This window comes from Streptococcus sp. STR1/CE/0325 (assembly GCF_055386095.1).
Genome location: NZ_AP045018.1, coordinates 310,515 through 331,856 on the forward strand (window position 1 = coordinate 310,515; position 21,342 = coordinate 331,856).

General features: G+C 44.0%; 20 protein-coding genes and 1 riboswitch. Of the genes, 16 read left to right on the forward strand and 4 right to left on the reverse strand.

The window, feature by feature from the left end; all coding sequences use genetic code 11:
- Nucleotides 1–26 precede the first annotated feature (26 nt).
- Both ACZ49W_RS01580 and ACZ49W_RS01585 read left to right on the forward strand, forming a co-directional pair.
- Nucleotides 27–848 carry a Cof-type HAD-IIB family hydrolase gene (locus ACZ49W_RS01580; protein WP_464813596.1) on the forward strand — a complete coding sequence of 274 codons (822 nt, stop codon included), beginning with the start codon at nucleotides 27–29 and terminating at the stop codon, nucleotides 846–848.
- Nucleotides 849–864: 16 nt separating this feature from the next.
- A complete protein-coding gene (locus tag ACZ49W_RS01585) occupies nucleotides 865–1,707 on the forward strand; it encodes a DegV family protein (protein ID WP_464813597.1) in 843 nt (280 codons plus the stop codon).
- Between the two features lie 85 nt (nucleotides 1,708–1,792).
- On the opposite strand, the gene ACZ49W_RS01590 is transcribed toward ACZ49W_RS01585, so the two are convergent.
- Both ACZ49W_RS01590 and ACZ49W_RS01595 read right to left on the reverse strand, forming a co-directional pair.
- Nucleotides 1,793–2,500, reverse strand: a complete 708-nt coding sequence (locus ACZ49W_RS01590) for a hypothetical protein (RefSeq protein ID WP_464813598.1) — start codon at nucleotides 2,498–2,500, stop codon at nucleotides 1,793–1,795.
- Between the two features lie 17 nt (nucleotides 2,501–2,517).
- A complete protein-coding gene (locus ACZ49W_RS01595) occupies nucleotides 2,518–3,030 on the reverse strand; it encodes a GA-like domain-containing protein (RefSeq protein WP_464813599.1) in 513 nt (170 codons plus the stop codon).
- 234 nt (nucleotides 3,031–3,264) lie between these two features.
- Between ACZ49W_RS01595 and ACZ49W_RS01600 the strand changes: the two genes are divergently transcribed.
- The 11 genes from ACZ49W_RS01600 (at nucleotide 3,265) to ACZ49W_RS01650 (ending at nucleotide 16,119) form a co-directional block, all read left to right on the forward strand.
- On the forward strand, nucleotides 3,265–4,899 hold the full coding sequence (locus tag ACZ49W_RS01600; protein ID WP_464813600.1) for a Na/Pi cotransporter family protein: 1,635 nt from the start codon (nucleotides 3,265–3,267) through the stop codon (nucleotides 4,897–4,899).
- A gap of 136 nt (nucleotides 4,900–5,035) precedes the next feature.
- Nucleotides 5,036–5,194, forward strand: a complete 159-nt coding sequence (locus ACZ49W_RS01605; RefSeq protein WP_464813601.1) for a hypothetical protein — start codon at nucleotides 5,036–5,038, stop codon at nucleotides 5,192–5,194.
- A gap of 29 nt (nucleotides 5,195–5,223) precedes the next feature.
- Nucleotides 5,224–5,403 carry a hypothetical protein gene (locus ACZ49W_RS01610; protein WP_464813602.1) on the forward strand — a complete coding sequence of 60 codons (180 nt, stop codon included), beginning with the start codon at nucleotides 5,224–5,226 and terminating at the stop codon, nucleotides 5,401–5,403.
- The gene (locus tag ACZ49W_RS01615; RefSeq protein ID WP_464813603.1) at nucleotides 5,403–5,720 is read left to right on the forward strand and encodes a hypothetical protein; all 318 of its coding nucleotides are present in this window, start codon (nucleotides 5,403–5,405) and stop codon (nucleotides 5,718–5,720) included. Before ACZ49W_RS01610 ends, ACZ49W_RS01615 begins: the two co-directional genes overlap by 1 nt.
- A 489-nt stretch (nucleotides 5,721–6,209) precedes the next feature.
- On the forward strand, nucleotides 6,210–7,091 hold the full coding sequence (locus ACZ49W_RS01620) for an aspartate carbamoyltransferase catalytic subunit (RefSeq protein WP_464813604.1): 882 nt from the start codon (nucleotides 6,210–6,212) through the stop codon (nucleotides 7,089–7,091).
- A 12-nt stretch (nucleotides 7,092–7,103) separates the two neighbouring features.
- Nucleotides 7,104–8,387, forward strand: coding sequence for a dihydroorotase (locus ACZ49W_RS01625; RefSeq protein WP_464813605.1), 1,284 nt, complete (start codon nucleotides 7,104–7,106; stop codon nucleotides 8,385–8,387).
- A gap of 13 nt (nucleotides 8,388–8,400) precedes the next feature.
- Complete coding sequence (locus ACZ49W_RS01630) at nucleotides 8,401–9,165, forward strand: dihydroorotate dehydrogenase electron transfer subunit (RefSeq protein WP_464813606.1); 765 nt, start codon at nucleotides 8,401–8,403, stop codon at nucleotides 9,163–9,165.
- A 9-nt stretch (nucleotides 9,166–9,174) separates the two neighbouring features.
- Nucleotides 9,175–10,086 (forward strand): dihydroorotate dehydrogenase, encoded by a 912-nt coding sequence (locus tag ACZ49W_RS01635; RefSeq protein WP_464813607.1) that lies wholly within the window; start codon nucleotides 9,175–9,177, stop codon nucleotides 10,084–10,086.
- Between the two features lie 12 nt (nucleotides 10,087–10,098).
- Entirely contained in the window at nucleotides 10,099–10,812 is a 714-nt protein-coding gene (gene pyrF / locus ACZ49W_RS01640) for an orotidine-5'-phosphate decarboxylase (RefSeq protein ID WP_464813608.1), read from the forward strand.
- Nucleotides 10,809–11,423: an orotate phosphoribosyltransferase gene (pyrE, locus tag ACZ49W_RS01645; protein WP_464813609.1), complete on the forward strand. Its 615-nt coding sequence runs from the start codon at nucleotides 10,809–10,811 to the stop codon at nucleotides 11,421–11,423. The genes pyrF and pyrE overlap by 4 nt, the downstream gene beginning before the upstream one ends.
- A 277-nt stretch (nucleotides 11,424–11,700) precedes the next feature.
- Nucleotides 11,701–16,119: a S8 family serine peptidase gene (locus ACZ49W_RS01650; RefSeq protein WP_464813610.1), complete on the forward strand. Its 4,419-nt coding sequence runs from the start codon at nucleotides 11,701–11,703 to the stop codon at nucleotides 16,117–16,119.
- A 69-nt stretch (nucleotides 16,120–16,188) separates the two neighbouring features.
- Here the strand turns inward: ACZ49W_RS01650 and ACZ49W_RS01655 are convergent, their stop codons facing one another.
- Together ACZ49W_RS01655 and trkA are read right to left on the reverse strand one after the other, a co-directional pair.
- Nucleotides 16,189–17,628 carry a TrkH family potassium uptake protein gene (locus tag ACZ49W_RS01655; RefSeq protein ID WP_464813611.1) on the reverse strand — a complete coding sequence of 480 codons (1,440 nt, stop codon included), beginning with the start codon at nucleotides 17,626–17,628 and terminating at the stop codon, nucleotides 16,189–16,191.
- Between the two features lie 3 nt (nucleotides 17,629–17,631).
- Nucleotides 17,632–18,981: a Trk system potassium transporter TrkA gene (gene trkA / locus ACZ49W_RS01660; protein ID WP_464813612.1), complete on the reverse strand. Its 1,350-nt coding sequence runs from the start codon at nucleotides 18,979–18,981 to the stop codon at nucleotides 17,632–17,634.
- Nucleotides 18,982–19,258: 277 nt separating this feature from the next.
- Between trkA and ACZ49W_RS01665 the strand changes: the two genes are divergently transcribed.
- The 3 genes from ACZ49W_RS01665 (at nucleotide 19,259) to ACZ49W_RS01675 (ending at nucleotide 21,247) form a co-directional block, all read left to right on the forward strand.
- Nucleotides 19,259–19,807, forward strand: a complete 549-nt coding sequence (locus ACZ49W_RS01665) for a tRNA (cytidine(34)-2'-O)-methyltransferase (RefSeq protein ID WP_464813613.1) — start codon at nucleotides 19,259–19,261, stop codon at nucleotides 19,805–19,807.
- A gap of 52 nt (nucleotides 19,808–19,859) precedes the next feature.
- Nucleotides 19,860–19,972, forward strand: a riboswitch (FMN riboswitch).
- A 59-nt stretch (nucleotides 19,973–20,031) separates the two neighbouring features.
- The gene (locus tag ACZ49W_RS01670) at nucleotides 20,032–20,604 is read left to right on the forward strand and encodes an ECF transporter S component (protein WP_464813614.1); all 573 of its coding nucleotides are present in this window, start codon (nucleotides 20,032–20,034) and stop codon (nucleotides 20,602–20,604) included.
- Nucleotides 20,594–21,247: a phosphatase PAP2 family protein gene (locus tag ACZ49W_RS01675; RefSeq protein WP_464813615.1), complete on the forward strand. Its 654-nt coding sequence runs from the start codon at nucleotides 20,594–20,596 to the stop codon at nucleotides 21,245–21,247. Before ACZ49W_RS01670 ends, ACZ49W_RS01675 begins: the two co-directional genes overlap by 11 nt.
- Nucleotides 21,248–21,342 lie beyond the last annotated feature (95 nt).

Consider the following 21,342-nt stretch of genomic DNA (forward strand, 5'->3'; position numbering starts at 1 on the left):
TAAAGTACGAACTAAAGGAGAAAGATATGATCAAGTTAGTGGCGATTGATATGGATGGAACCCTTTTGAATGATCAAAAAACCATCCCAGAAGCCAATAAAGAAGCCATTAAGGCAGCTAAAGAACTGGGTTATGAGGTGGTCATTTGTACAGGACGGCCCAAGTCCGGCGTTTTACCCTACATCAAAGAATTAGGGTTAGAAGGCAGTGAGGGATATGCGATTTTAAATAATGGCTGCTCCCTTTACCGTCTTAAGGATTGGCAGTTGTTGAGGGCGCATAGCTTGACCAAGGAGGAAGTGCGACGCTTATTGGAAGTCAAAGCTCCTTATTTGGATCTGGATTTGACGCTGACGGTGAGTGAGGATTATCTGATGTTCAATGATCAGGTTTCTGAGATAGCCAAGATGGATGCTGACTTGGTCTTTACAGAGATTTTGCCAATCGATTGGAACCAGTGGGAGCTAAGAGATGACTTGGCCTTTAAGGGTATGTTTATCGGTCAAAAAGAGGCTGTGGATGTTTTTCAGGCTAAGGAAGAAACCCTTCTTAACCAGTTTATTTCAGGTGTCAGGAGTCAGCCTTATCTCTATGAGGCCATGCCAAAAGGGATCACCAAGGCAAGTGGTCTAGCAGAATTGGTAGAAGACCTAGGGCTTGAGTCGTCTCAAGTCATGGCGATTGGTGATGCTAACAATGATCTGGAGATGTTGGCTTATGCTGGTTTTAGTGTTGCCATGGGCAATGCTTCGCCTCAGGTTAAAGCGATTTGCGATCAAGTCGTCACCAGCAATAATGAAGCTGGTGTTGCCAAGGCCATTTGGTCTTATCTTATTAAGGAAAAATAAAGGAGTAACCCCAAACATGACATGGAAAATTGTAGCAGATTCAGGCTGTGATCTCGTCTCGGTGGCTGACTTAGCGCCAGATACCACTTACGAGCGTGTGCCACTGACCTTACAGATCGGAAATCAAGTCTTTATCGATGATGATGGCTTGGCCATTGATGAGATGATGCCACGTCTTTACGAGACCAAGGCTGCGGCGCATTCGAGTTGCCCAAGCCCAGACGCTTATTTGTCTGCTTATCAAGGAGCGGATTACTTGTTTGTTGTAACCATTACAGGAGCGCTTTCAGGTAGTCACAATAGTGCGAGATTGGCTGTTGAGCAGTATTTAGAGGAACATCCTAATGTTAAGGTTCACTTGATTGATTCCCTTTCTGCTGGTGGTGAGATGGATCTTTTAGTTCTTGAGCTCAATCGCTTGATTGCATCAGGCCTTTCTTTTGAAGAAATTGTAGAGAAAATCACGGCCTATCAAAAACGCACCAAACTTCTCTTTATCTTGGCGCGTGTGGATAATTTAGTGAAAAATGGGCGTTTGAGTAAACTAGCTGGAACAGTTGCAGGTCTTTTAAATATCCGTTTGGTGGGTGAGGCGAGCTCTGAAGGCAAGTTAGACCTTCTCCAAAAGGTGAGGGGTCAGAAAAAAGCGGTTCAAACAGGGTTTGAAGAAATGCTCAAGGCTGGCTATCAAGGCGGTCGCGTCCTCATTGCCCACTGTCACAATGAAAAAATCTGTGAACAATTGGGAAAACTCATCCGAGAAAAATTTGAACAAGCACAGGTCGATGTGATTAAGACTTCTGGTTTGTGTAGTTTTTATGCCGAAGAAGGTGGCATTTTACTTGGTTATGAAATCTAATAGCTTCCTTAGCTGGGTGGTTGTTAGAGATTTAAGACAATAAAAATACTCTGAAAGACTTTGTTCTTTTCAGAGTATTTTTTGATTATGGAGCAGATGTCTCACTAGAGCTATCCGCGCTGGTTGCTGGGCTATTTTCTGAACTAGTGCTTTCAGAAGCAGATTCAGCGGGTGTTTCTGCTGGTTGAGCGGGGGCTTCTGGTTGCGCTGGCTGAGCAGGAGTAGGGGCAGGGGTAGCAGGTTGTGGTGTCACGTTAGCAGCAGGTGTGCTTTCTTCTTGTTGACTAGGTTGCTCCTTGGTTTCTGACGAACCGCTAGCAGGCGTGCTGCTGTCGCTAGAAGTGCTGTTTGCGTTTGACTTGAGTTTGTCGAGTCGTTTTTGGAAGGCTGCTTTTTTATCAGCTAGGTTAATGCGATTGATAGCATCTTGGGCGTTTTTAATGGTTTTGTCATTTGGATTTTTTTCGGCAGTTTGGAGGGCTTTTTCGGTGCTGTCAATGAGACTAAGTAGAGCCTTGACCTTATTGAGTCGATTTTGAAGCCTTGTTTTGGTGCTTTGATCCTTGATTTGATCAATCTTTTTTTGTAATTTATCCAAGTCTTGGCGTGTTGGATTTTGTTCTAACTGGCTTAATTCTTTTTCAAGACTACTGACATCCGTTTGGCTACTGCTTGTTTGAGTGGTCGTAATGTCAGAAGCGGCTCTTCCTCGACCAAAGGCTAGGTAAGTCACACCTAGGATGACAAGCAGTAAAAGGGTGCTGGTGAGATAGATGAGTTCTTTTCGTTTCATGAGGTTTCTTCCTTTGTTTAGTTGGCAGGTGCAGGAGTTGCTGCTTGACTGGCTGCGCCACCATTAATCGTATTTAGCACGGTATTAAGACGATTTTGAAGGTCGTTTTTCTTGCCTTCATTTTTGAGTTGGTTGATGGCATTTTGAGCCGTTGTGGCATCGTTGCTATTTAAGCTGGCTTCTGCGGTTTCAACCGCTGTTGTTGCGGTGGTTTCATTGGTGAGTTCGGTCGAAACGGCATCTAAACGCGCTTGAAAGGCTTGTTTTTCCTCGCCGTTTTCGAGCTGTTTGAGGGCTTCTTGTGCAGCGAAGATGCTGTCGTTGCTAGGATTTGCTTCTGCCTGATGGACAGCCTTTTCGATATTTTGGTTGACATCTTGATCAGAAGCTTGTCTGGTCACAACAGGTGTTGTGGTCTGGGTTGGAGTGATATGGTGCTGACGTCCAAACAGGATATAAATTCCTGCAAATAAGCCGACAAAAAGCAAGGTGAGGATAAAATAAGCCAATTCATTTTTTGAAGATTTCATAAGTGTTCCTTTGTTTGTCATACAGTTTTATTTTTCTATTAGTTCTCTAGCAAACCAATCATTCCTATTCTAGCAAGAACTGTACGATTTTTCAAGTATTTATTGAAAAATCTGCGCTTTGGAGCCAAAATTGTAAAAAAAACTGAAAAACCTCTTGTTTATTAGGCGGCAATCTTTTAAAATAGAGATGTCGGCTTCTTAGCAGATAATTTAAGAATATAAGAGGATAAGGATATGTCAGTGGACTGGCAAACCATTCTATTTAATTTTTTGGGTGGCTTGGGGCTGTTTTTATTCAGCATCAAGTACATGGGTGACGGCTTACAACTCATCGCAGGTGATAAGCTACGTTATTACATTGACAAATACACCAGTAATCCCTTTTTAGGGGTCTTGGTGGGGATTGTCATGACAGCGCTCATCCAGTCGAGTACGGGAGTGACGGTCATCACCGTTGGTCTAGTATCAGCAGGTCTTTTGACCCTTAGACAAGCTATCGGGATTGTCATGGGGGCCAATATCGGAACAACTGTGACCTCCTTTTTGATCGGGTTTAACCTTGGGGCTTATGCGCTGCCTGTGATGTTTCTTGGGGCAGTCTGTTTGTTTTTCACTAAAAATCCTAAGATTAACAATATCGGTCGGATTTTATTTGGGGTTGGGGGTATCTTTTTTGCCCTACGTCTGATGAGCAACGCCATGGAGCCCCTTCGTGAGATTGAGAGCTTCCGTGCTTATATGGCGACCCTTGGGGGCAAACCTATCCAAGGTGTCTTGATTGGAGCAGGCTTAACCGTCCTTATCCAGTCATCTGCAGCGACGATTGGTATCTTGCAGAGCCTCTATGCGGGAGGACTGCTTGACTTGCACGGCTCGCTTCCTGTCCTTTTTGGGGACAATATCGGAACCACTTTGACCGCTGTTTTTGCAGCGCTTGGTGCTAATATTTCAGCCAAGCGGGTTGCGGCAGCCCATGTGATGTTTAACGTGATTGGTACGGTGCTGTGCTTGATTTTCTTAGGCCCATTTACCAGTTTGATTACCTTTTTCCAAAGTAGCCTGCATCTTAGTCCTGAGATGACTATCGCCTTTTCACACGGTGCCTTTAATATCACCAACACCATTATCCAGTTTCCATTCATTGGGGCTTTGGCATACTTAGTGACCAAGATCGTTCCTGGTGAGGATGAAGTGGCTAAGTATGAGCCCATGTTTTTGGATAAGATCTTGCTCCATCAATCCCCATCATTGGCTCTTGGAAATGCCAAGTTAGAATTGGTTCATCTCGGCGCTTATGCGACACAAGCTATGGAAGCTGCCTATACTTACTTGAGCAACCATGAGGAAAAATACGAGGAAAAAGTACACAAGTACGAAACAGCTGTCAACAGCATTGATGATGAGTTGACCCGTTATCTCATTGAGTTGTCTCATGAGAATATGAATGAGAGTGAACAAACGCTCCTGGCTAGTTTGCTTGATTCGTCTAGGGATTTAGAGCGGATTGGAGATCACGCCGAAGCCATTGTCACTTTGACTAACAATGCCATTTCTAAAAAAGCAGAGTTTTCACCTGCTGCTAAAGAAGAGTTGGAGCAGATGTATGATTTGACCCACCGGATGATTTTAGACAGCTTGAAGGCCTTTGACGATCAAGATGATGCCCTCGCTCAAGAGTTAGTGGCGCGTCATAAAGAGATCGAACGTCTCGAACGTCAGATTAGAAAAGCCCATATCAAGCGTCTGAATAGCGGCACTTGTACCGCTCAAGCTGGGGTCAATTTCATTGACATCATCTCCCACTATACCAGAGCAACAGACCATGCGCTCAATCTCGCAGAAAAAGCCTTGGCTGAGCCAATCAATTAAATCAGGTGATGAGAGTTTAGGAATTTACTAAACTCTTTTTTGTAGAAAAAAGAGATTTATCTCTTGTTTAAATCGCTTCCATTATGCTATAATATGTTTGTAATAACTTAGTAGGACAATGGTAAAAGGAGGGGGCATGAAAAAATATCTCTATGGTTTGGTTTTAACGTTGATGGTTGTTTTAGCGCTTTATCATTCTCTGTTAGAAAGCCACGATTTGATGTGGGGTGTTTACTTTGTTAGCCTTTCGCTTATCTTTTTTGGTTTGCTTCTCTATACGAGGATGGAGAATTGATGTTTCTGAGATAAATTGAGGTCAAAAATATGAAAGGACATTTTTTATCAAAACGGCAGCTAGCCACTTTATGGCTATTGTCGTCTGGTCTTTTGATTTTTTTAGCTGTGACGGATCCGAGCAAAAAGGCATGGTTTGTGGTGTTCCAGCTGGTTATTCTTCCTTTTCCCATCATTTTGACTTTCTTTAGAAAAGGAGATGATTCTTGATGAAGAAACCTTTTCTTAGCTTTCAGTTAGTCCTTTTATCTAGCCTTGTTTTAGGTATGGTTTGGATGAGTTCTCAAAAGAAAGCAGCTGCCCTAGATTTTTTCGATGTGCCTCAATCTCAAGGGCAAAAACCGACTTCAAACTTGGATCCTGAAGTAGCTGGTTTACTGGAGCGATTTGGCAAAAATCAAGAAGAAGACCAAACGGATCCAGATGATTATCTGCCCACCTTTGTCACCAAGTGGAAGAAAGACTATCACCTCCACCAGCTATTGTGGCATGCTTTGAGAGAAAAATACTTGTCCTTTTGGCATTAAAATAAAAAAGTACCCTGTTTTTAAATTTTTTTGAGCTTATGAGTTGACAATCATTCTAAAAAAAGATAGACTATTGATAATTTAACTAAGATATCTTTAACGTGATTCAGAGAGGTCAGCAAAGGTATCTCTTTTGGTGGATAAGCGACCAAAATGATGAATGTGCTGCCCTACTCAAATGAGTAGGTTATTTTTTTGGAGTAAGCCATGCAAAAAAGAGGTTTGTTTGTGAGAAGATTGCAAGCAAGGGACAAGTGGGCTTCTATCAGAGATGGTTAGCTTGCGACCTTTAACCAACAATAAAATCAATAATCTTTTTAAACTAGTCCAGAGAGGCTAACAAGGGATTTGCATTAGGAAAGAGGCTTTGAAAGGCTGATATTTTTGGGTATCGGTCAAAAGGGGCTGTTTCTTAATCACAAGAGTGTTTTAACCGACCTTGTAGCTTTGCTATGAGGTCTTTTTGATAGGAAAAAGAGAGGCTTAGAGATGAAAAATATTGTCAAGATGTCTGATTTAACCAACGAAGAAGTGTATGCCTTGATTGAGCGTGCCTTGGAGCTAAAACATGGCGCAAAAGTGCCACCACGTCCAGATTTATATGTGTCCAACCTCTTTTTTGAAAATTCTACACGTACCAAGCATAGTTTTGAAGTGGCAGAGCATCAGCTTCAGTTGAATGTCATCAATTTTGAAGTCGCCACTTCTTCGGTCAATAAGGGTGAAACCTTATATGATACTTGTAAAACCTTAGAAATGTTGGGTTGTCAGATCTTGGTCATTCGCCATAGCCAAGATGCTTATTACAAGGAGTTGGAAAATCTCAACATTCCCATCCTTAGTGGTGGTGATGGGAGCGGTGAGCACCCTAGCCAATGTTTGTTAGACTTGATGACCATGTATGAGCAGTTCGGACGTTTTGAAGGGCTTGATATCATCATTGCAGGCGATATTAAAAACTCACGGGTGGCAAGAAGTAACTACCACATGCTAAAACGCTTGGGTGCTAAGGTTAGGTTTGTTTGTCCAGATATTTTTGAGGATAAGACCTTGGGAGAAGTGGTTGACTTTGATGAGGTGATTGATCAAGTGGATGTCTGCATGTTACTTAGGGTGCAGCACGAGCGTCACGACCACAAAATGGGGCTGTCTAAAGAGGTCTATCATAACAATTTTGGTCTAACCAAGGAGCGTTACGCTAAGTTGAAAGAAGGGGCGATTGTCATGCACCCAGCTCCGGTCAATCGCGATATGGAAATCGCATCAGGCTTGGTGGAAGCACCAAAATCTGTCATCTTTGAGCAGATGAAAAACGGCATGTTTATGCGTCAAGCCATGTTAGAAAAAGTCATCAAAGACAATCACTTATAGGGAGGAAGAAGCATGTTGCTCTTAAAAAATGGCAAAATCTTGGAAGACGGACGCTTGGTGTCTAGGGATCTTCTCATTGAAGGTCAAAAGATCGTGTCAATCGGATCAGATCTAGAAGCGGATGGGGCAGAAGTGCTCGATTTGGCGGGAAAATTTGTATCACCTGGTTTTATCGATGTTCATGTTCACTGGAGAGAGCCTGGTTTTGAGGAGAAAGAAACCATTTATCATGGGTCTAGAGCTGCGGCGCGTGGCGGTTTTACAACGGTCATGCCCATGCCAAATCTTGATCCTGTTCCTGACACTTACGCTCATCTCAAGCCTCAGCTGGATTTGATTGCGCGTGATTCGGTGATTCGTGCCATTCCTTACGGTGCTATTACTAAGGGAGAAGCGGGGCAGGAAGAAGCAGATTTTGAAGCCCTCGCTCCTTATGTCTTTGCTTTTAGCGATGACGGTAGAGGGGTTCAAGACGCCAATCAGATGTATGAAGCCATGAAGCAGGCAAGAAAACTCAATAAGGCGATTGTGGCTCACTGTGAGGATAATTCCTTGATTCGTGGTGGCTGTATGCACGAGGGAAAGAGAAGCCGTGAGTTAGGCTTACCTGGGATTCCGTCTGTCTGTGAATCGGTGCAGATTGCTAGAGACATCTTGCTAGCAGAGAGTGCGGGTTGTCATTATCATGTCTGTCACGTTTCCACCAAGGAGTCTGTCCGATTAGTGCGTGAGGCGAAAAAAGCCGGTATTCGTGTGACCTGTGAGGTCTGTCCGCATCATCTTTTGAGCGATGACACCATGATTCCAGAGGACACAGGACTTTGGAAGATGAATCCTCCTCTTAGAAGCCAGACTGACCGTGAGGCTTTGTTGGCTGCCCTTTTGGATGGAACCATTGATATTATTGCAACAGACCATGCCCCACACCGAATGGCTGAAAAAGAGTGCAGCATGACCAAGGCGGCTTTTGGTATTGTAGGGAGTGAAACAGCCTTTAGCCAACTTTATACCACCTTTGTCAAAAGTGGTGTTTTCTCGCTTGAATTTCTCATCGAGCGCATGTCTAGTCGTGTGGCGGAAATCTTTGATCTTCCTTATGGCAAATTAGAAGAAGGTGGCTTGGCAGACTTGGTTGTGATTGATTTGAAAGAAAAACGCATCATTGATCCAGAAACCTTTTTATCCAAGGGGAAAAATACGCCTTATGCTGGTCAAGAGGTGTACGGTATTCCTGTTTTAACCTTGAGCGAGGGACGGATTGCCTACCAAGATCGCACTATTTTGGGGGCAAAATAGAGGGAGACGTGAGATGGATACCTATATGACCAAGGTCGTGGCACAAGAGAACTTGGCTGATCAGATTTTTAAGATGACCCTAGAGGGGGCTATCGTGGATGAGATGACGGTGCCTGGGCAATTTGTCAATCTTAGGATTGGCAGTAGCGATGCTTATCTGCTCAGAAGGCCGATTTCAATCTGTGAGATTAACCCTAAAGACAAGCGTTTTGTCATCATCTACCGTGCAGGAGGCGAGGGAACTCAGTATTTGTCCCAGCTTGGGGTAGGAGATAGCGTGGATGTGCTGGGGCCTTTGGGAACTGGTTATGATACCAGCACCTTGCAAAAGGGAGAGACTGCTCTTATCGTCGGGGGAGGCATTGGGGTGCCGCCCTTATATGAGTTGGCGAAGCAGTTTAACCAAGAAGGGATCAGGACCATTCATGTGCTTGGTTTTAACCAAAAAAAAGATGTCTTTTACGAGGACAAGTTTGCAAAACTTGGCGATACCTATGTAGCGACAGCGGATGGCAGTTATGGGGAAAAGGGGTTTGTGACTGATGTCATTCAGAAAAATCACTTGCACTATGATAAGTATTATAGCTGTGGGCCCCTTGCTATGCTGAAGGCTTTGGCGCAATTGGATGAGGAAAAAATCGGTTATATTTCCTTAGAAGAGCGCATGGCCTGTGGTGTGGGAGCTTGCTATGCCTGTGTTTGTGAGAAAAAAGACGGCGAGGTTTCACGGATTTGTTATGATGGGCCAGTCTATGCTGCCAAGGATTTGAGTTTATAGGAGGAGAAAATGGCGAGATTAAGGGTGCAGTTGCCCGGTTTGGATTTGAAAAATCCGATTATGCCAGCGTCGGGCTGTTTTGCCTTTGGTTTAGAGTATGCGAATTTCTACGATTTGTCAAAACTTGGTGCCATTATCATCAAGGCAGCGACTAAGGAAGCAAGATTTGGCAATCCCACCCCAAGGGTGGCAGAGACCTCAAGCGGTATGCTCAATGCGATTGGACTGCAAAATCCAGGCGTGGATGCCATCATGGAAACCAAGCTCAAGGCACTAGAAGCCTATGATGTTCCCATCATCGCTAATGTCGCAGGTAGTACCGAGGAGGACTACGCTTATGTGGCAGAAAAAATCAGCCAAGCGCCCAATGTGCATGCCCTAGAACTCAATATTTCTTGTCCCAATGTCAAGTGTGGCGGTATTCAATTTGGGACAGACCCAGCCACTGCTAAAGCACTGACCCAGCGTGTTAAGGCAGTTTCAAGCGTGCCTGTTTATGTCAAATTGTCCCCCAATGTCACGGATATTGTCAGTATGGCTAAAGCCGTGGAAGAAGGTGGCGCTGATGGTTTGACCATGATCAATACTTTGGTCGGCATGCGGCTAGATAAAAAGACGGGTAAGCCCATTTTAGCCAATGGCACAGGCGGTCTTTCTGGTCCTGCGATTAAACCGGTTGCCATTCGGATGATTTATCAGGTATCTCAAGCGGTTTCTATTCCCATTATTGGGATGGGAGGCGTCATGGATGAGTGGGATGTGCTTGATTTTATTTCAGCTGGGGCGAGTGCTGTTGCAGTTGGAACAGCAAATTTTACCGATCCTTATGTTTGTCCTAAAATCATTGATCGCTTAGAAGGAGCGCTGGACGAGTTGGGTGTGAATCACCTTTTGGATCTTAAGGGTCGGGCTTATCGGTAAAGGAGAAGAAGAATGGATAAAGCAGTGATTATTGCCCTTGATTTCCCCAATTTTTCAGAGACCTTGACTTTTTTGGATGTGTTTCGAGATGAAAAACTCTTTGTCAAGGTGGGGATGGAACTCTATCTTCAAAATGGGCCAGCCGTTTTGGAGGAGCTCAAAAGACGGGGGCATCGAATTTTTTTAGACCTCAAACTTCATGATATTCCAAACACGGTTTATGCTGCGAGTAAGGGCTTGGCTCAGTTTGACATCGACCTCTTTACCGTTCATGCAGCAGGTGGCTATGAGATGCTTAAAGCCGCTAAAAACGGCATGCTAGCAGGTGGTGGCGAGAAAACGAAAGTGATTGCCATTACCCAGCTGACCTCAACTTCTGAGGAAAAGATGCACCAAGAACAGCTAATCCCAGTGTCCCTAGAAGAAAGTGTCCTTCATTATGCCGAGTTGGCTAAAAGAGCAGGGCTAGATGGGGTTGTGTCTTCGGTCCTAGAGGTAGAAGGCATCAGTCAGGCGTGCGGGGAAGATTTTTTGAAGGTCACTCCAGGTATTCGCCTAGAAGAGGACAACATCGGTGATCAAAAGCGGGTGGCTACGCCTCAAGAAGCTGCTAGAAAGGGCAGTCATTATATCGTGGTGGGGCGTCCCATCACACAAGCACAGGATAAAAAGGCCGCCTATCAGCGGATCAAAGAAGCATTTTTAAATCAAGGAGACACGAGATGACACGAGAAAGAAGCATTGCTAGAAGCCTACTCGATATTAAAGCAGTGAGCTTGCGCCCAGATGATTACTTTACATGGACTTCAGGCCTTAAATCCCCCATCTATTGTGATAACCGTTTGACCATGTCTTATCCAAAGATTCGTAGGGACATCGCAAGGGGGATGAGCGAGCTGATTCGCAAGGATTTTCCAGATGTTGAGGTCATCGCAGGAACAGCGACGGCTGGCATCCCACATGCGGCTTGGGTGAGTGAGGCGTTAGACCTTCCGATGATTTATGTGCGCGATAGCAAGAAAAAACACGGCAAGACCAATCAGATTGAAGGGCGTTTACTGGCAGGACAAAAGGTCGTCATCATCGAAGACCTCATCTCAACAGGCCTCTCCTCGTTAAAGGTGGCAGATGCTTTGAGGGAAAGTGGGGCTATCGTTTTAGGCGTGGTTGCTATCTTTAGCTATGAGCTGGATAGGGCGCGTGTTGCTTTTTCTGAACAAAAGGTCCCTCTTTATACTCTGACCAATTACACCACCTTAATCGAAGAAGCAGCAGCAGGAGGTGAGATTAATCAAACCGATATTGCGACTTTATTAGAGTGGCGAGATCAGTTGTAGGTTTCTTTTCTTTCCTTTCCTGTCAATTCAGGACAAAAAAGTGACTGTTTAGGATACGGTTGCTTTTTTTCGATTGTTTTGTGGTAAGATGAAACTATTCCTGTGACACTGTCTAATGTGAGTTTGTTTGCTTTTCATTAGAAATTACAGGAATTTTTTATTTCTATAATAAAAATTAAGAAAATTTTAAGTTTTGTCTTGAGTTTTCGGAAATTTTTTGCTTTAATAAAGGCAACCTAGCTTTTGGGTTAGGATTTAGGAGAACGGAGGACGACAAATGAAAAAAGAAAGCTTTTCATTTCGCAAATACAAGTTTGGTTTAGCATCTGTCTTATTGGGTGTCTTTTTGATAGGGGCTCAAAGCACCGTTAAGGCGGATGAGACCTTATCTCAGTCGCAAGAAACGACCGTTTTACAGGCTCAATCAAGCTTAGACACAAACAGCCAGCTAGAAAGCCCCGAAGAGCTGAGCCAGTCCCAGCCTGACCCAATCGCAGAAAGCCTTAGTGACAAGCCGCTTGATACCAGTAGCAATGCCATTATTCATAATCCAGAAACTTGGCGAAGTGGCTACAAAGGTCAAGGAACCGTTGTGGCAGTCATTGACAGTGGGGTTGACCCAGAACATGATGTCTTTCACTTGAGTGATGCCTCTAGCGCCAAATATCAGACGCAGGCTGATTTTGATGCGGTGAAAAAGGCTGCTGGCATTGACTATGGTAAGTGGTATAATGACAAGCTGATTTTTGCTTATAATTATGTGGATCTCAATGATGAAGTCAAGGAAGAAAAAGACGATTCACATGGGATGCACGTGACTGGTATTGCTACGGCGAATCCTAGTCAAACGGCTCCAACAGGCGACTATGTTTACGGTGTTGCTCCAGAAGCACAAGTCATGTTTATGCGCGTTTTCGTGGATCGCAACCGTGGAACAGATGCAGGTCTTTATGTCAAAGCGATTGAAGATGCCGTGCGTCTAGGAGCTGATAGCATTAATCTTAGTCTAGGTAGTCCAAACGGAAACCTCATCAATTCTAACGCTTATCTGCTGGAAGCCATTGAAAAAGCGAGACAAAATGGGGTAGCTGTGGTGATGGCGGCAGGAAATGAAGGCGCCTTTGGTGGCAGCCTCAACCATCCTTTTGCGGCTTACCCCGACTACGGTGTTGTTGGGGATCCGTCTGCTTCTCGTGATGGGATTTCGGTTGCTTCTTTTAACAACACAACGATTGCGAGTGAATATTTGACCATCCTTGGGTTAGAGAATGATGCTAATCTCAACCATGGTAAGAGTAGCTTTAGCCCTTCACCGAGCAGTAAAAGCCAGTTTGAAAAAAATAAGGCTTACGACTATGTGTATGTTGGTCTTGGAAAAGAAGAGGACTTTGCAGGTAAAGACCTAACAGGCAAGGTTGCTCTGATCAAACGCGGTGAAATCACCTTTACAGACAAGGTGACCAATGCCCTTCATCACGGGGCTATTGGAGCGATTGTCTTTAATAATCACCCTAATGAAGCCAATTTGAGCATGTCCTTAAAAGACGAGGCCAATCAAATTCCAGCTGTCTTTATTCCTTTAGAATTTGGAGAAGCCTTGGTTGCTGGTCAGCATCAAATCATCTTTACCGGTCAAGCTGATCTTCAGCCAAATCCACAAAGAGACAGCTTTTCAGACTTTTCGAGCTGGGGACTAACAGCAGATGGGCAATTAAAACCAGATGTCGCAGCGCCAGGTGGCAGCATCTATTCTTCTTTTAATAACAATACTTACGGTCAAGATAGTGGTACCAGCATGGCTTCGCCTCATGTGGCTGGTGTTGCCGCCTTGGTCAAGCAGTATGTCAAGGAAAAATATCCGCACTATACTCCAAAAGAGCAGGCAGATTTGGTCAAGCACTTAATCATGAGCAGCGCCAAACCTCATCTTGACACGACTGTCAATGCTTATAGCTCACCACGTCAACAAGGGGCTGGGCTCGTTGACCCAGCTGCCGCTGTTCACGCTCCCCTTTATCTCACAGGTGAGGATGATTATGGCAGCATTACCCTTGGTAATGTCGCTGATCGCTTTAGCTTTAAGGTAATCCTTCATAACATCAGCGATCAGGATCAAACAGTGCACTATGTGACGCATGTGGATACCGATCAGGTAAAAAACGGTCGTTTTGAGCTAAAACCACGCGAACTCACACAGGTGGACGGCGAAGATGTCACTGTTAAGGCAGGGGAAACCAAAACCGTTACCATTTCTGTGGATGCGTCTTCTTTCACTGAGGAATTGAGCCAACTCATGCCAAATGGATACTACCTTGAAGGATTTGTGCGTTTCCTTGATCCAAAGACCAAAGATGAGGTTGCAAGTATTCCTTATGTGGGCTTTAAGGGAGAATTTGAAAACCTAGAGGTCTTAGAACTCCCAATTTATGAGCTTAATAAACGCAATGAGGCTGCCTTTTATTACAATTTAAAGGATGATCAAGTCATCTCAGGCAGCGATCCTGTAACGGCTCTCATCACACAGACCGTGGACTATGATTACCAGACACAAGAGACTGGAGATGAGCACCAGATTGTCTTAGGCAGTTATGAAAATGAAGATGGTCACTATGCGCTTTATCAAAACTCGCAAGGTGAGGTTGTTTTAGCCTTTTCACCAAATGGTGATGAGAATCGCGATGATATCACCCTACGAGGGGTCGCTCTTAGAAATGGTATTTATCTCAAAGCCAGCGTCTATGAGGCAGATGATAAGAACCTGACGACGCCTTTATGGCAGAGCCATCCCGTTCGTTTTGAGAAGAACTATTTCGATAATAATGAGGACAATCCAAGGTCAGAACTCTTTGATGAGACCAAGTGGGATGGTAGAGACGATAAGGGCAATCTTTTGAAAGACGGCACTTATCAGTATGTGGTGACCTATTATCCAGATGTGCCTGGAGCTGAAGAACAATATTTGCTCTTTAAGGTCACACTAGATAACGAAGCCCCTCAAATCACAACAGCGGTCTATGATGCAACGACAAGACGCTTTAAGGCCCGTCCAGCTGTGGAAACAGAAAGTGGTCTCCTTAGAGAGCAAGTCTTTTATCTAGGTGAAGAGGCTGCTCCTGACAGTGAGGAAGCAGACCATCAAGCACACAAGATTTATATCCCACAAGAAAAAGACGGCTCCTTTATCCTCCCAGCAGATGTAGAACTGGATAAACTCTACTACCGTGTTGAGGATTATGCGGGTAACTTTGATGCTATGTTGGTTAAGGATTTGGTAGCAGTTGGAAATGCGGCTGCCCGCCTAAAAGTGGCCATCGAAGAAAAAGAAACGGGTGAGACAACTGATGACGGTTTTGCCTACGCTGTTTATAGCCTAGACGGCAAACTCATCGAAACGCACAGAACCAATGATGGGGCAATCTTGCCATTTGGGGATTATCAGGTTAAGATTTTCTCTTATGACCAAGGCAACTATCAACTCATCGATAAAGAGCCAGTGTCCATCCATCTGAGTGAAAACCATAGTCTTGAAACCCTTCATTTCAAGGTAGAGAGCATTCACCAATCTCCAGTTAGCCTTCGTTTCAAAGGCAATTTGCCAAAAGATACTCAGGTGCAGCTCATCACTCAGGCTGGTCTCGGTCTCATTTTACCTGCGGAGAAGTATGGTAAGGATAGTTTTGGTCGAACGATTCCGATCGGAGAGTACCAACTCCACCTCAATTTGCCAAGAGATTATGAGATTTATGAGGAGGATGTGACGGTTCCTGTTCTCTATCATGTGGTGAATCAAAAGACCTACCATATCATTGACAAAGTAGCGCTGAGAGAAGCGATCAACGATAGTTTAGCGACCTTGCAACAAGCCCGCTACTACAATGCTGATCAAGCCCAACAAGCGTCTTATCAAGAAAGCCTAGACTTAGCAAAAACAGTGAGCCAAGGGCATGTCAAACAAAATGAAGTAGATGCTGCTTTAGCAAGTCTGCTATCGGCTAAAGAAGCTCTCAACGGGAAAGAAACCGATACCAGTCTTTTAGAAGCGACCCTGCTCAAGGAAAAGGCCTTTAACCAGACGGATAACCGCTATCTCTATGCTTCTGAAGCTAAGAAATCAGCTTATCTAAAAGCTCTTTTAGAAGCGGCTACTCTTTTAGCTGATAAAAATGCGACGCAAGCTGCGATTGATGCTGCTCTTGTTGCCCTAGAGGACGCCAAAGATCAGCTGCACGGCAAAGCCAGTGTCGCTCCATCAGAAGACAAGAAGCCTTCTGAAACCAAAGACCCATCTCCTACGACACCCGTTGACCCTCCAAAAGAACCAGAGGTTCAGCCGAGTCTTCCAGGAGTTAAGGTCACCAAAACAGGTGACGGTCACTATGTTGGCGTTCTCATCGAGCCTTTGGTGAACAGGAAACCAAGTTTTGATTGGACGCTACTCCCTCGTCCTCAAGCACCTCAAGTAACCACTCATACAAAAGGCACAACTGTGCTTCGTGGCAAATCTCAAGCGCAAAGACAGGACTTGTCCTTATCTGCTAAGGGAGAAAGCCAGCTAGAAAAAGAAGTTCTCAGCAAAGACGTAAAAACTCTACCAAATACAGGAGAAGATAGTCAGCCGATTTTCTACCTCCTCACGGGGAGTTTGCTACTAGGACTTGGTGGTGTGCTTAGTCAAGGACATCGCAAGAAACTTTAAAAAGAACCAAATTGGTTCAATGAGATACAAAAAGAAGATTGGGATGCTTTCCCAATCTTCTTTTTTGTGTTAGACCTTGGACCAGGTTTTAGGAAGAAAGAGCAGTAGCATGGGGTAAAATTCCAAGCGTCCTGCAATCATCACAAGGGCCATGACCAGTTTTGAAAAGGGGCTAAAGAGGTTGAAATTTTCCGTTGTCCCAAGAAGCGGTCCGACGTTGTTAGCAGTGGACATGACGGCGCTGACCGTCACTAAAAATTCTTGATTGTCAAGGCTAACAATCAGCATACAGCTGACGCAGATGATAAAGTAAATGGCAAAATATTTTAAGACTTGGTGCTGAATGGTGCGATCAATCGGACTTTTATCGATTTGAAGCGAGAGTACCTGATTGGGGTAAAGGGTGGCTAGCATTTGATTTCTAGCGATTTTAAGGAGGATGAGAACCCTAATTATCTTAAACCCTCCTGCAGTTGAGCCTGCCATTCCTCCAAAAAACATGAGGCACATGAGGATGAACTGAGAAAAGAGCGGCCAAGAGCCAATATCCCCGTAGCTAAACCCCGTAGAGGTCAAAACCGTTGACACCTCAAAAAAGATAGTCTCAAAGGCAGCTTTTGTGGTGTCGTAGAGCCCACCGACATTCAGCCAAAGGAGGAGACAAGCTCCTAGGACGATGCTGAGATAAAATCTGAGCTCTTCATTTTTGAAAAAAGTCCGTACCTTTCCCATCAAGAGGAGATAGTAGAGGTTAAAGTTTATCCCAAAAACCAACATACCGATGGCGACGGTATTGGTGATAAGCGAGCTATTGTAGTAGGCGATATTGTTGTCGTGTCCTGAAAAGCCCCCAGTTCCAGCAGTCGCCATAGCCGTCAGCAAACTATCAAAAAACGGCATCCCTACAGCCCAAAGGATAAGGGTCAAGAGGACAAACATTCCGAGATAGATGAGATAAAGGATTTGTGCGGTATTTTTTAGTTTAGCAACGACCTTTCCAAAAATAGGTCCTGCCATCTCGGCACGAACAATTTCTAAATGACTGGTCTGATTATTTTCCAAAATAGCGACCGCAAAGACCAGAACCCCCATGCCTCCGATGAGCTGGGTGAAACTGCGCCAAAGAAGCATAGAGTTGGTCAGACTATCAGTAGAGTCAATGATGGTAGCCCCTGTTGAGGTAAAGCCAGAAGCCATCTCAAAAAAGGCATCAATCAGACTAGGAATCTGCTCAGAAAAGACATAAGGAAGAGCGGCAAAAAAAGACCATAAAATCCAACAAAGTGAAACGATGAGAAGGCTTTCTTTGGCATAAATGCGTTGATTTTTAGGTTTTTTATAAGAGCCACTGCCGCCAACCAAAAGAAGAAGACCAATGGTTAACAGCAGACTATGTGTGACCTTGTCTCCTTCTTGATAGAAAAGGGCAGTAAAAAGGGGAACTAGAAGCAAACCGGCTTCAATCAACAAAAGCTTAGCGACCAAGTAGCGTACCATAGGTCTATTCATAGCTTACCTCTCTAATAAATCTAGAATACTGGAGATGTTTTTTAATAAGGTGATGACAACAACCTTGTCGCCCACCTCCAAACGGTCCTCTCCAGTTGGGAAAATGGTTTGACCTTTCCTTATAATAGCGGCAATCAAAACCTGTTTTTTCATGGAGATAGCAGCGAGATTTTTTCCTGCCAAGCGGTTATTTTCCTTGATTTCAAATTGCAGGGTCTCGATGCGCCCGTTGGCGAGATGGTGCATGGCATCTAGCTTAGAACCTTGGGCATTGCCGCGTCCTCTGATAAAGTGCATGATGCTATCAACCGCGATGCGTTTTGGAATGACAATGCTAGAAAAAGGCTGCTCTCCGATGATTTCTAAAAGGGTGGCACGATTGACCTTGGTGATATTTTTTTCCACCCCCAAGGTTTCAAGAAACATGGAAGCGATGATGTTTTCCTCGTCCACTCCCGTTAGGGTGGCGACTGCATCAAAACTTTGGACGTTTTCTTCTAAGAGGACATCACGGTCTGTGCCGTCTCCTTGTACCACTTGAAAATGGGGAAATTCTTGACTGAGCCATCTGGCCCTGTCCTCGTTTAATTCTAAGATTTTCACCACAATATCGGTGGATTTGAGGAGGTTGAGCAGGTAGTAGGCGATTTTTCCGCCACCAATGAGCATCATGTTGTGGACGTACTGGCTCTTGACAAAATTGTGAAAGACAATCATATCAGAGCGATTGCCCGTGACAAAGATGTGATCTCCCACCTCAATATTGGTATCTCCGTGTGGGATAAAGATATCCTCTTGGCGTTTGATAGCGCAAATCACCAGTCTTTTGAATTTTTTACGAAATTGTCCCATGGACATCTGGGAGAGTTTGCTCTTTTGGGTAATGGTAAATTCCATGAGCATGACTCGCCCATTGGCAAAGAGTTCGACTGACTGGGCGTTTGGAAACTCGATGCTGTTAGCGATATACTGGGCGGTGAGGAGTTCTGGGTTGATGGTGGCTGAAAAGCCAAGAAAATTTTTATCCTTGAAATACGGGTTGGAATACTCCGGATTTCTGACTCGCACGACCGATTCTTTTGCCCCCATCTTTTTAGCCAAGACCGCTGAAATCATATTGACTTCGTCTTTTTCGGTCAGCGCAATAAAGATGTCGCAGTGGGCAACATCTGCTTCCTCTAGAATTTTAAAATTAGCGCCATTTCCCACTATCCCTAGGATATCAATGTAGCGCGTGACTCTGGTGAGGACACTTTCTTTTTCTTCAATGAGGGTGACATCATGTTTTTCTTCGACCAGAGATTGGCAAAGGGCAGAACCTACTTTTCCCCCTCCAACGACAATAATTTTCATCCGATTTTATCTCCTTATATATCTTCTATCATACTCTTTTTTCACAGAAAATGCACCTGTCATTGTGATGGGAAGAAAAAGTCGCAAGAAAAGCAAACTTCTTGTAAAAAGCTATTGACAATTGTAACAAAGGTGATATACTAGAAAGGTATTACTCATTGATTTAACTCAATCCTGTTATGATTTAAGTTAATGAGCGACCAGCAACCACGTTGCCTGCTGACTTGAGTCCGGGTGATGTGGTTATTTTTTTAAAGATTTTAAAGAGAAACAAGCCATGAATATTCAAGAATTAGCCAAACAAAATCATCGTTTAGATAGTAGCCGTAACCATGTAGTTTTATTTCAACCGCAAATCCCAGCCAACACCGGTAACATCGCAAGAACTTGTGCTGCGACCAATAGTCCCTTACATATCATTCTTCCCATGGGTTTTCCCATTGATGATAAAAAGATGAAACGAGCTGGTCTAGACTATTGGGATAAGCTAGATGTGCGTTTTTATGACTCGCTGGAGGATTTTTTAGATGCTTGTAAGGGCAAGCTCCATCTGATTACCAAGTTTGCAGACAAGGTCTATTGTGAGGAGAGCTATGCTGATGATGAGGAACATTATTTCCTCTTTGGTCGAGAAGATACAGGGCTTCCTGAGGAATTTATGCGAGAACACCGGGAGTTGGCACTTCGCATTCCCATGAATGACGAGCATGTTAGAAGCCTCAATGTCTCAAATACCGTCTGCATGATTGTCTATGAAGCCCTACGTCAGCAAGATTTTCCTCAGTTAGAGTTGACCCATACCTATGAGAGAGACAAGTTAAAATAGGTAGAAGCGCGTTCGTTTTTCTTGCGTGCTTTTTTCTTTTGTGTTACAATAAGGGTGTCTTCAGGGCAGGGTGCAATTCCCGACCGGCGGTGATAGTCCGCGAGCGCAAGCTGATGTGGTGTAATTCCACAACCGACAGTAAAGTCTGGATGAGAGAAGACAAAGGGTTTTTTGCGTACTCTTTGATCCTTCTTTCAATTTGAAAAAATTGGAGGATTTTTTATATGGTTCGCACACGAAAGATGGCTATGATTGCCGTTTTATCCGCACTTTCTTTTAGCTTGATGCTTTTTAGCTTTCCCATCATACCAGGGGCTGACTTTTTAAAGGTTGAGTTGAGCGTGATTCCTGTTTTATTTGGACTCTATCTTTTTGATCTCAAGTCTGCCTATGCGATTTTGATTCTGAGAACAGTGCTCAAGTTTTTGTTAAACAGTCATGGTATCACAGATTTCATTGGGTTACCGATGAATGTCCTTGCTTTGGGTGCTTTTGTCACGGCTTTTGGTCTTGTGACCAACAAGGACGGACGGGCGCATGTGTCTTATGTTATTGCGAGTCTAGTAGGGACAGTATCCTCAACGCTTTTGATGGTGGTGCTTAATCTCGTCTATGCGGTTCCGCTTTATGCGCGGTTTGCCAACTTTGATATTCAGCAGATCATTGGGCTAAAACCCTATATTGTCGGTATGGTTCTTCCCTTTAATTTGGTTCAGGGCCTAATCTTTTCTGTGGTGTTTGGGGTCATTTCGACTTTTTTACACCCCTTGATTAAAACGTATTCTTATGAACGATAAATTTTTGATTAAACGGCTCTATGCCAGTTTATCTCTTGTGTTATTTGTTAGCCTGGGTTATGTGGTCAAGTTTTATCCTAGCTCTTTAGTAGCTTTTGATCGCCCCATCCAGTCTTTTATCAGAGGATCTTTGCCACCTCTTTTAACCACTCTTTTAAAAACCATTACCCTGTTAGGTAATCCAGAAGGTCAAGTCGTGATTATTCTCGCTTTTATGGGCTACTTTTGGTGGAAGAAGTGGAAGACAGAAAGCCTTTTTCTCCTGGGGACAGGGCTTCTTGCGGGGCTTTTGATTACTATTTTGAAGAATGTTTATCAGCGTCCAAGACCTAGTATTATGCACTTGGTGCATGAAACGGGGTACTCGTTTCCGAGTGGTCATGCCACAGGCAGCATGATGATTTTTGGTTTTATCCTCTTGGTAGCGCATCAGCGTATCACAAAATCTGCTGTCAGACATCTGGTAGAAGTAGCTATTGTCGCTTTGATTGTGATAGTAGGTTTGTCTCGTATTTACTTGGGGGTTCATTATCCGAGTGATATTATCGGTGGTTATCTTCTTGGTTTTGGAGTCTTAAACTTGATTTACCCTCTTTATATGAAACGCCGTTTTATTTGGCGCTTTACAGCCAAGCAAAGATAAGGGTATTAAGAGTTTTGAAAGGTTTGGAAATTATCCAAACCTTTTTTATGTGGGGAAATCAAGAGCTTTTAGTGGTCTATTTTAGAGAAAGTGTG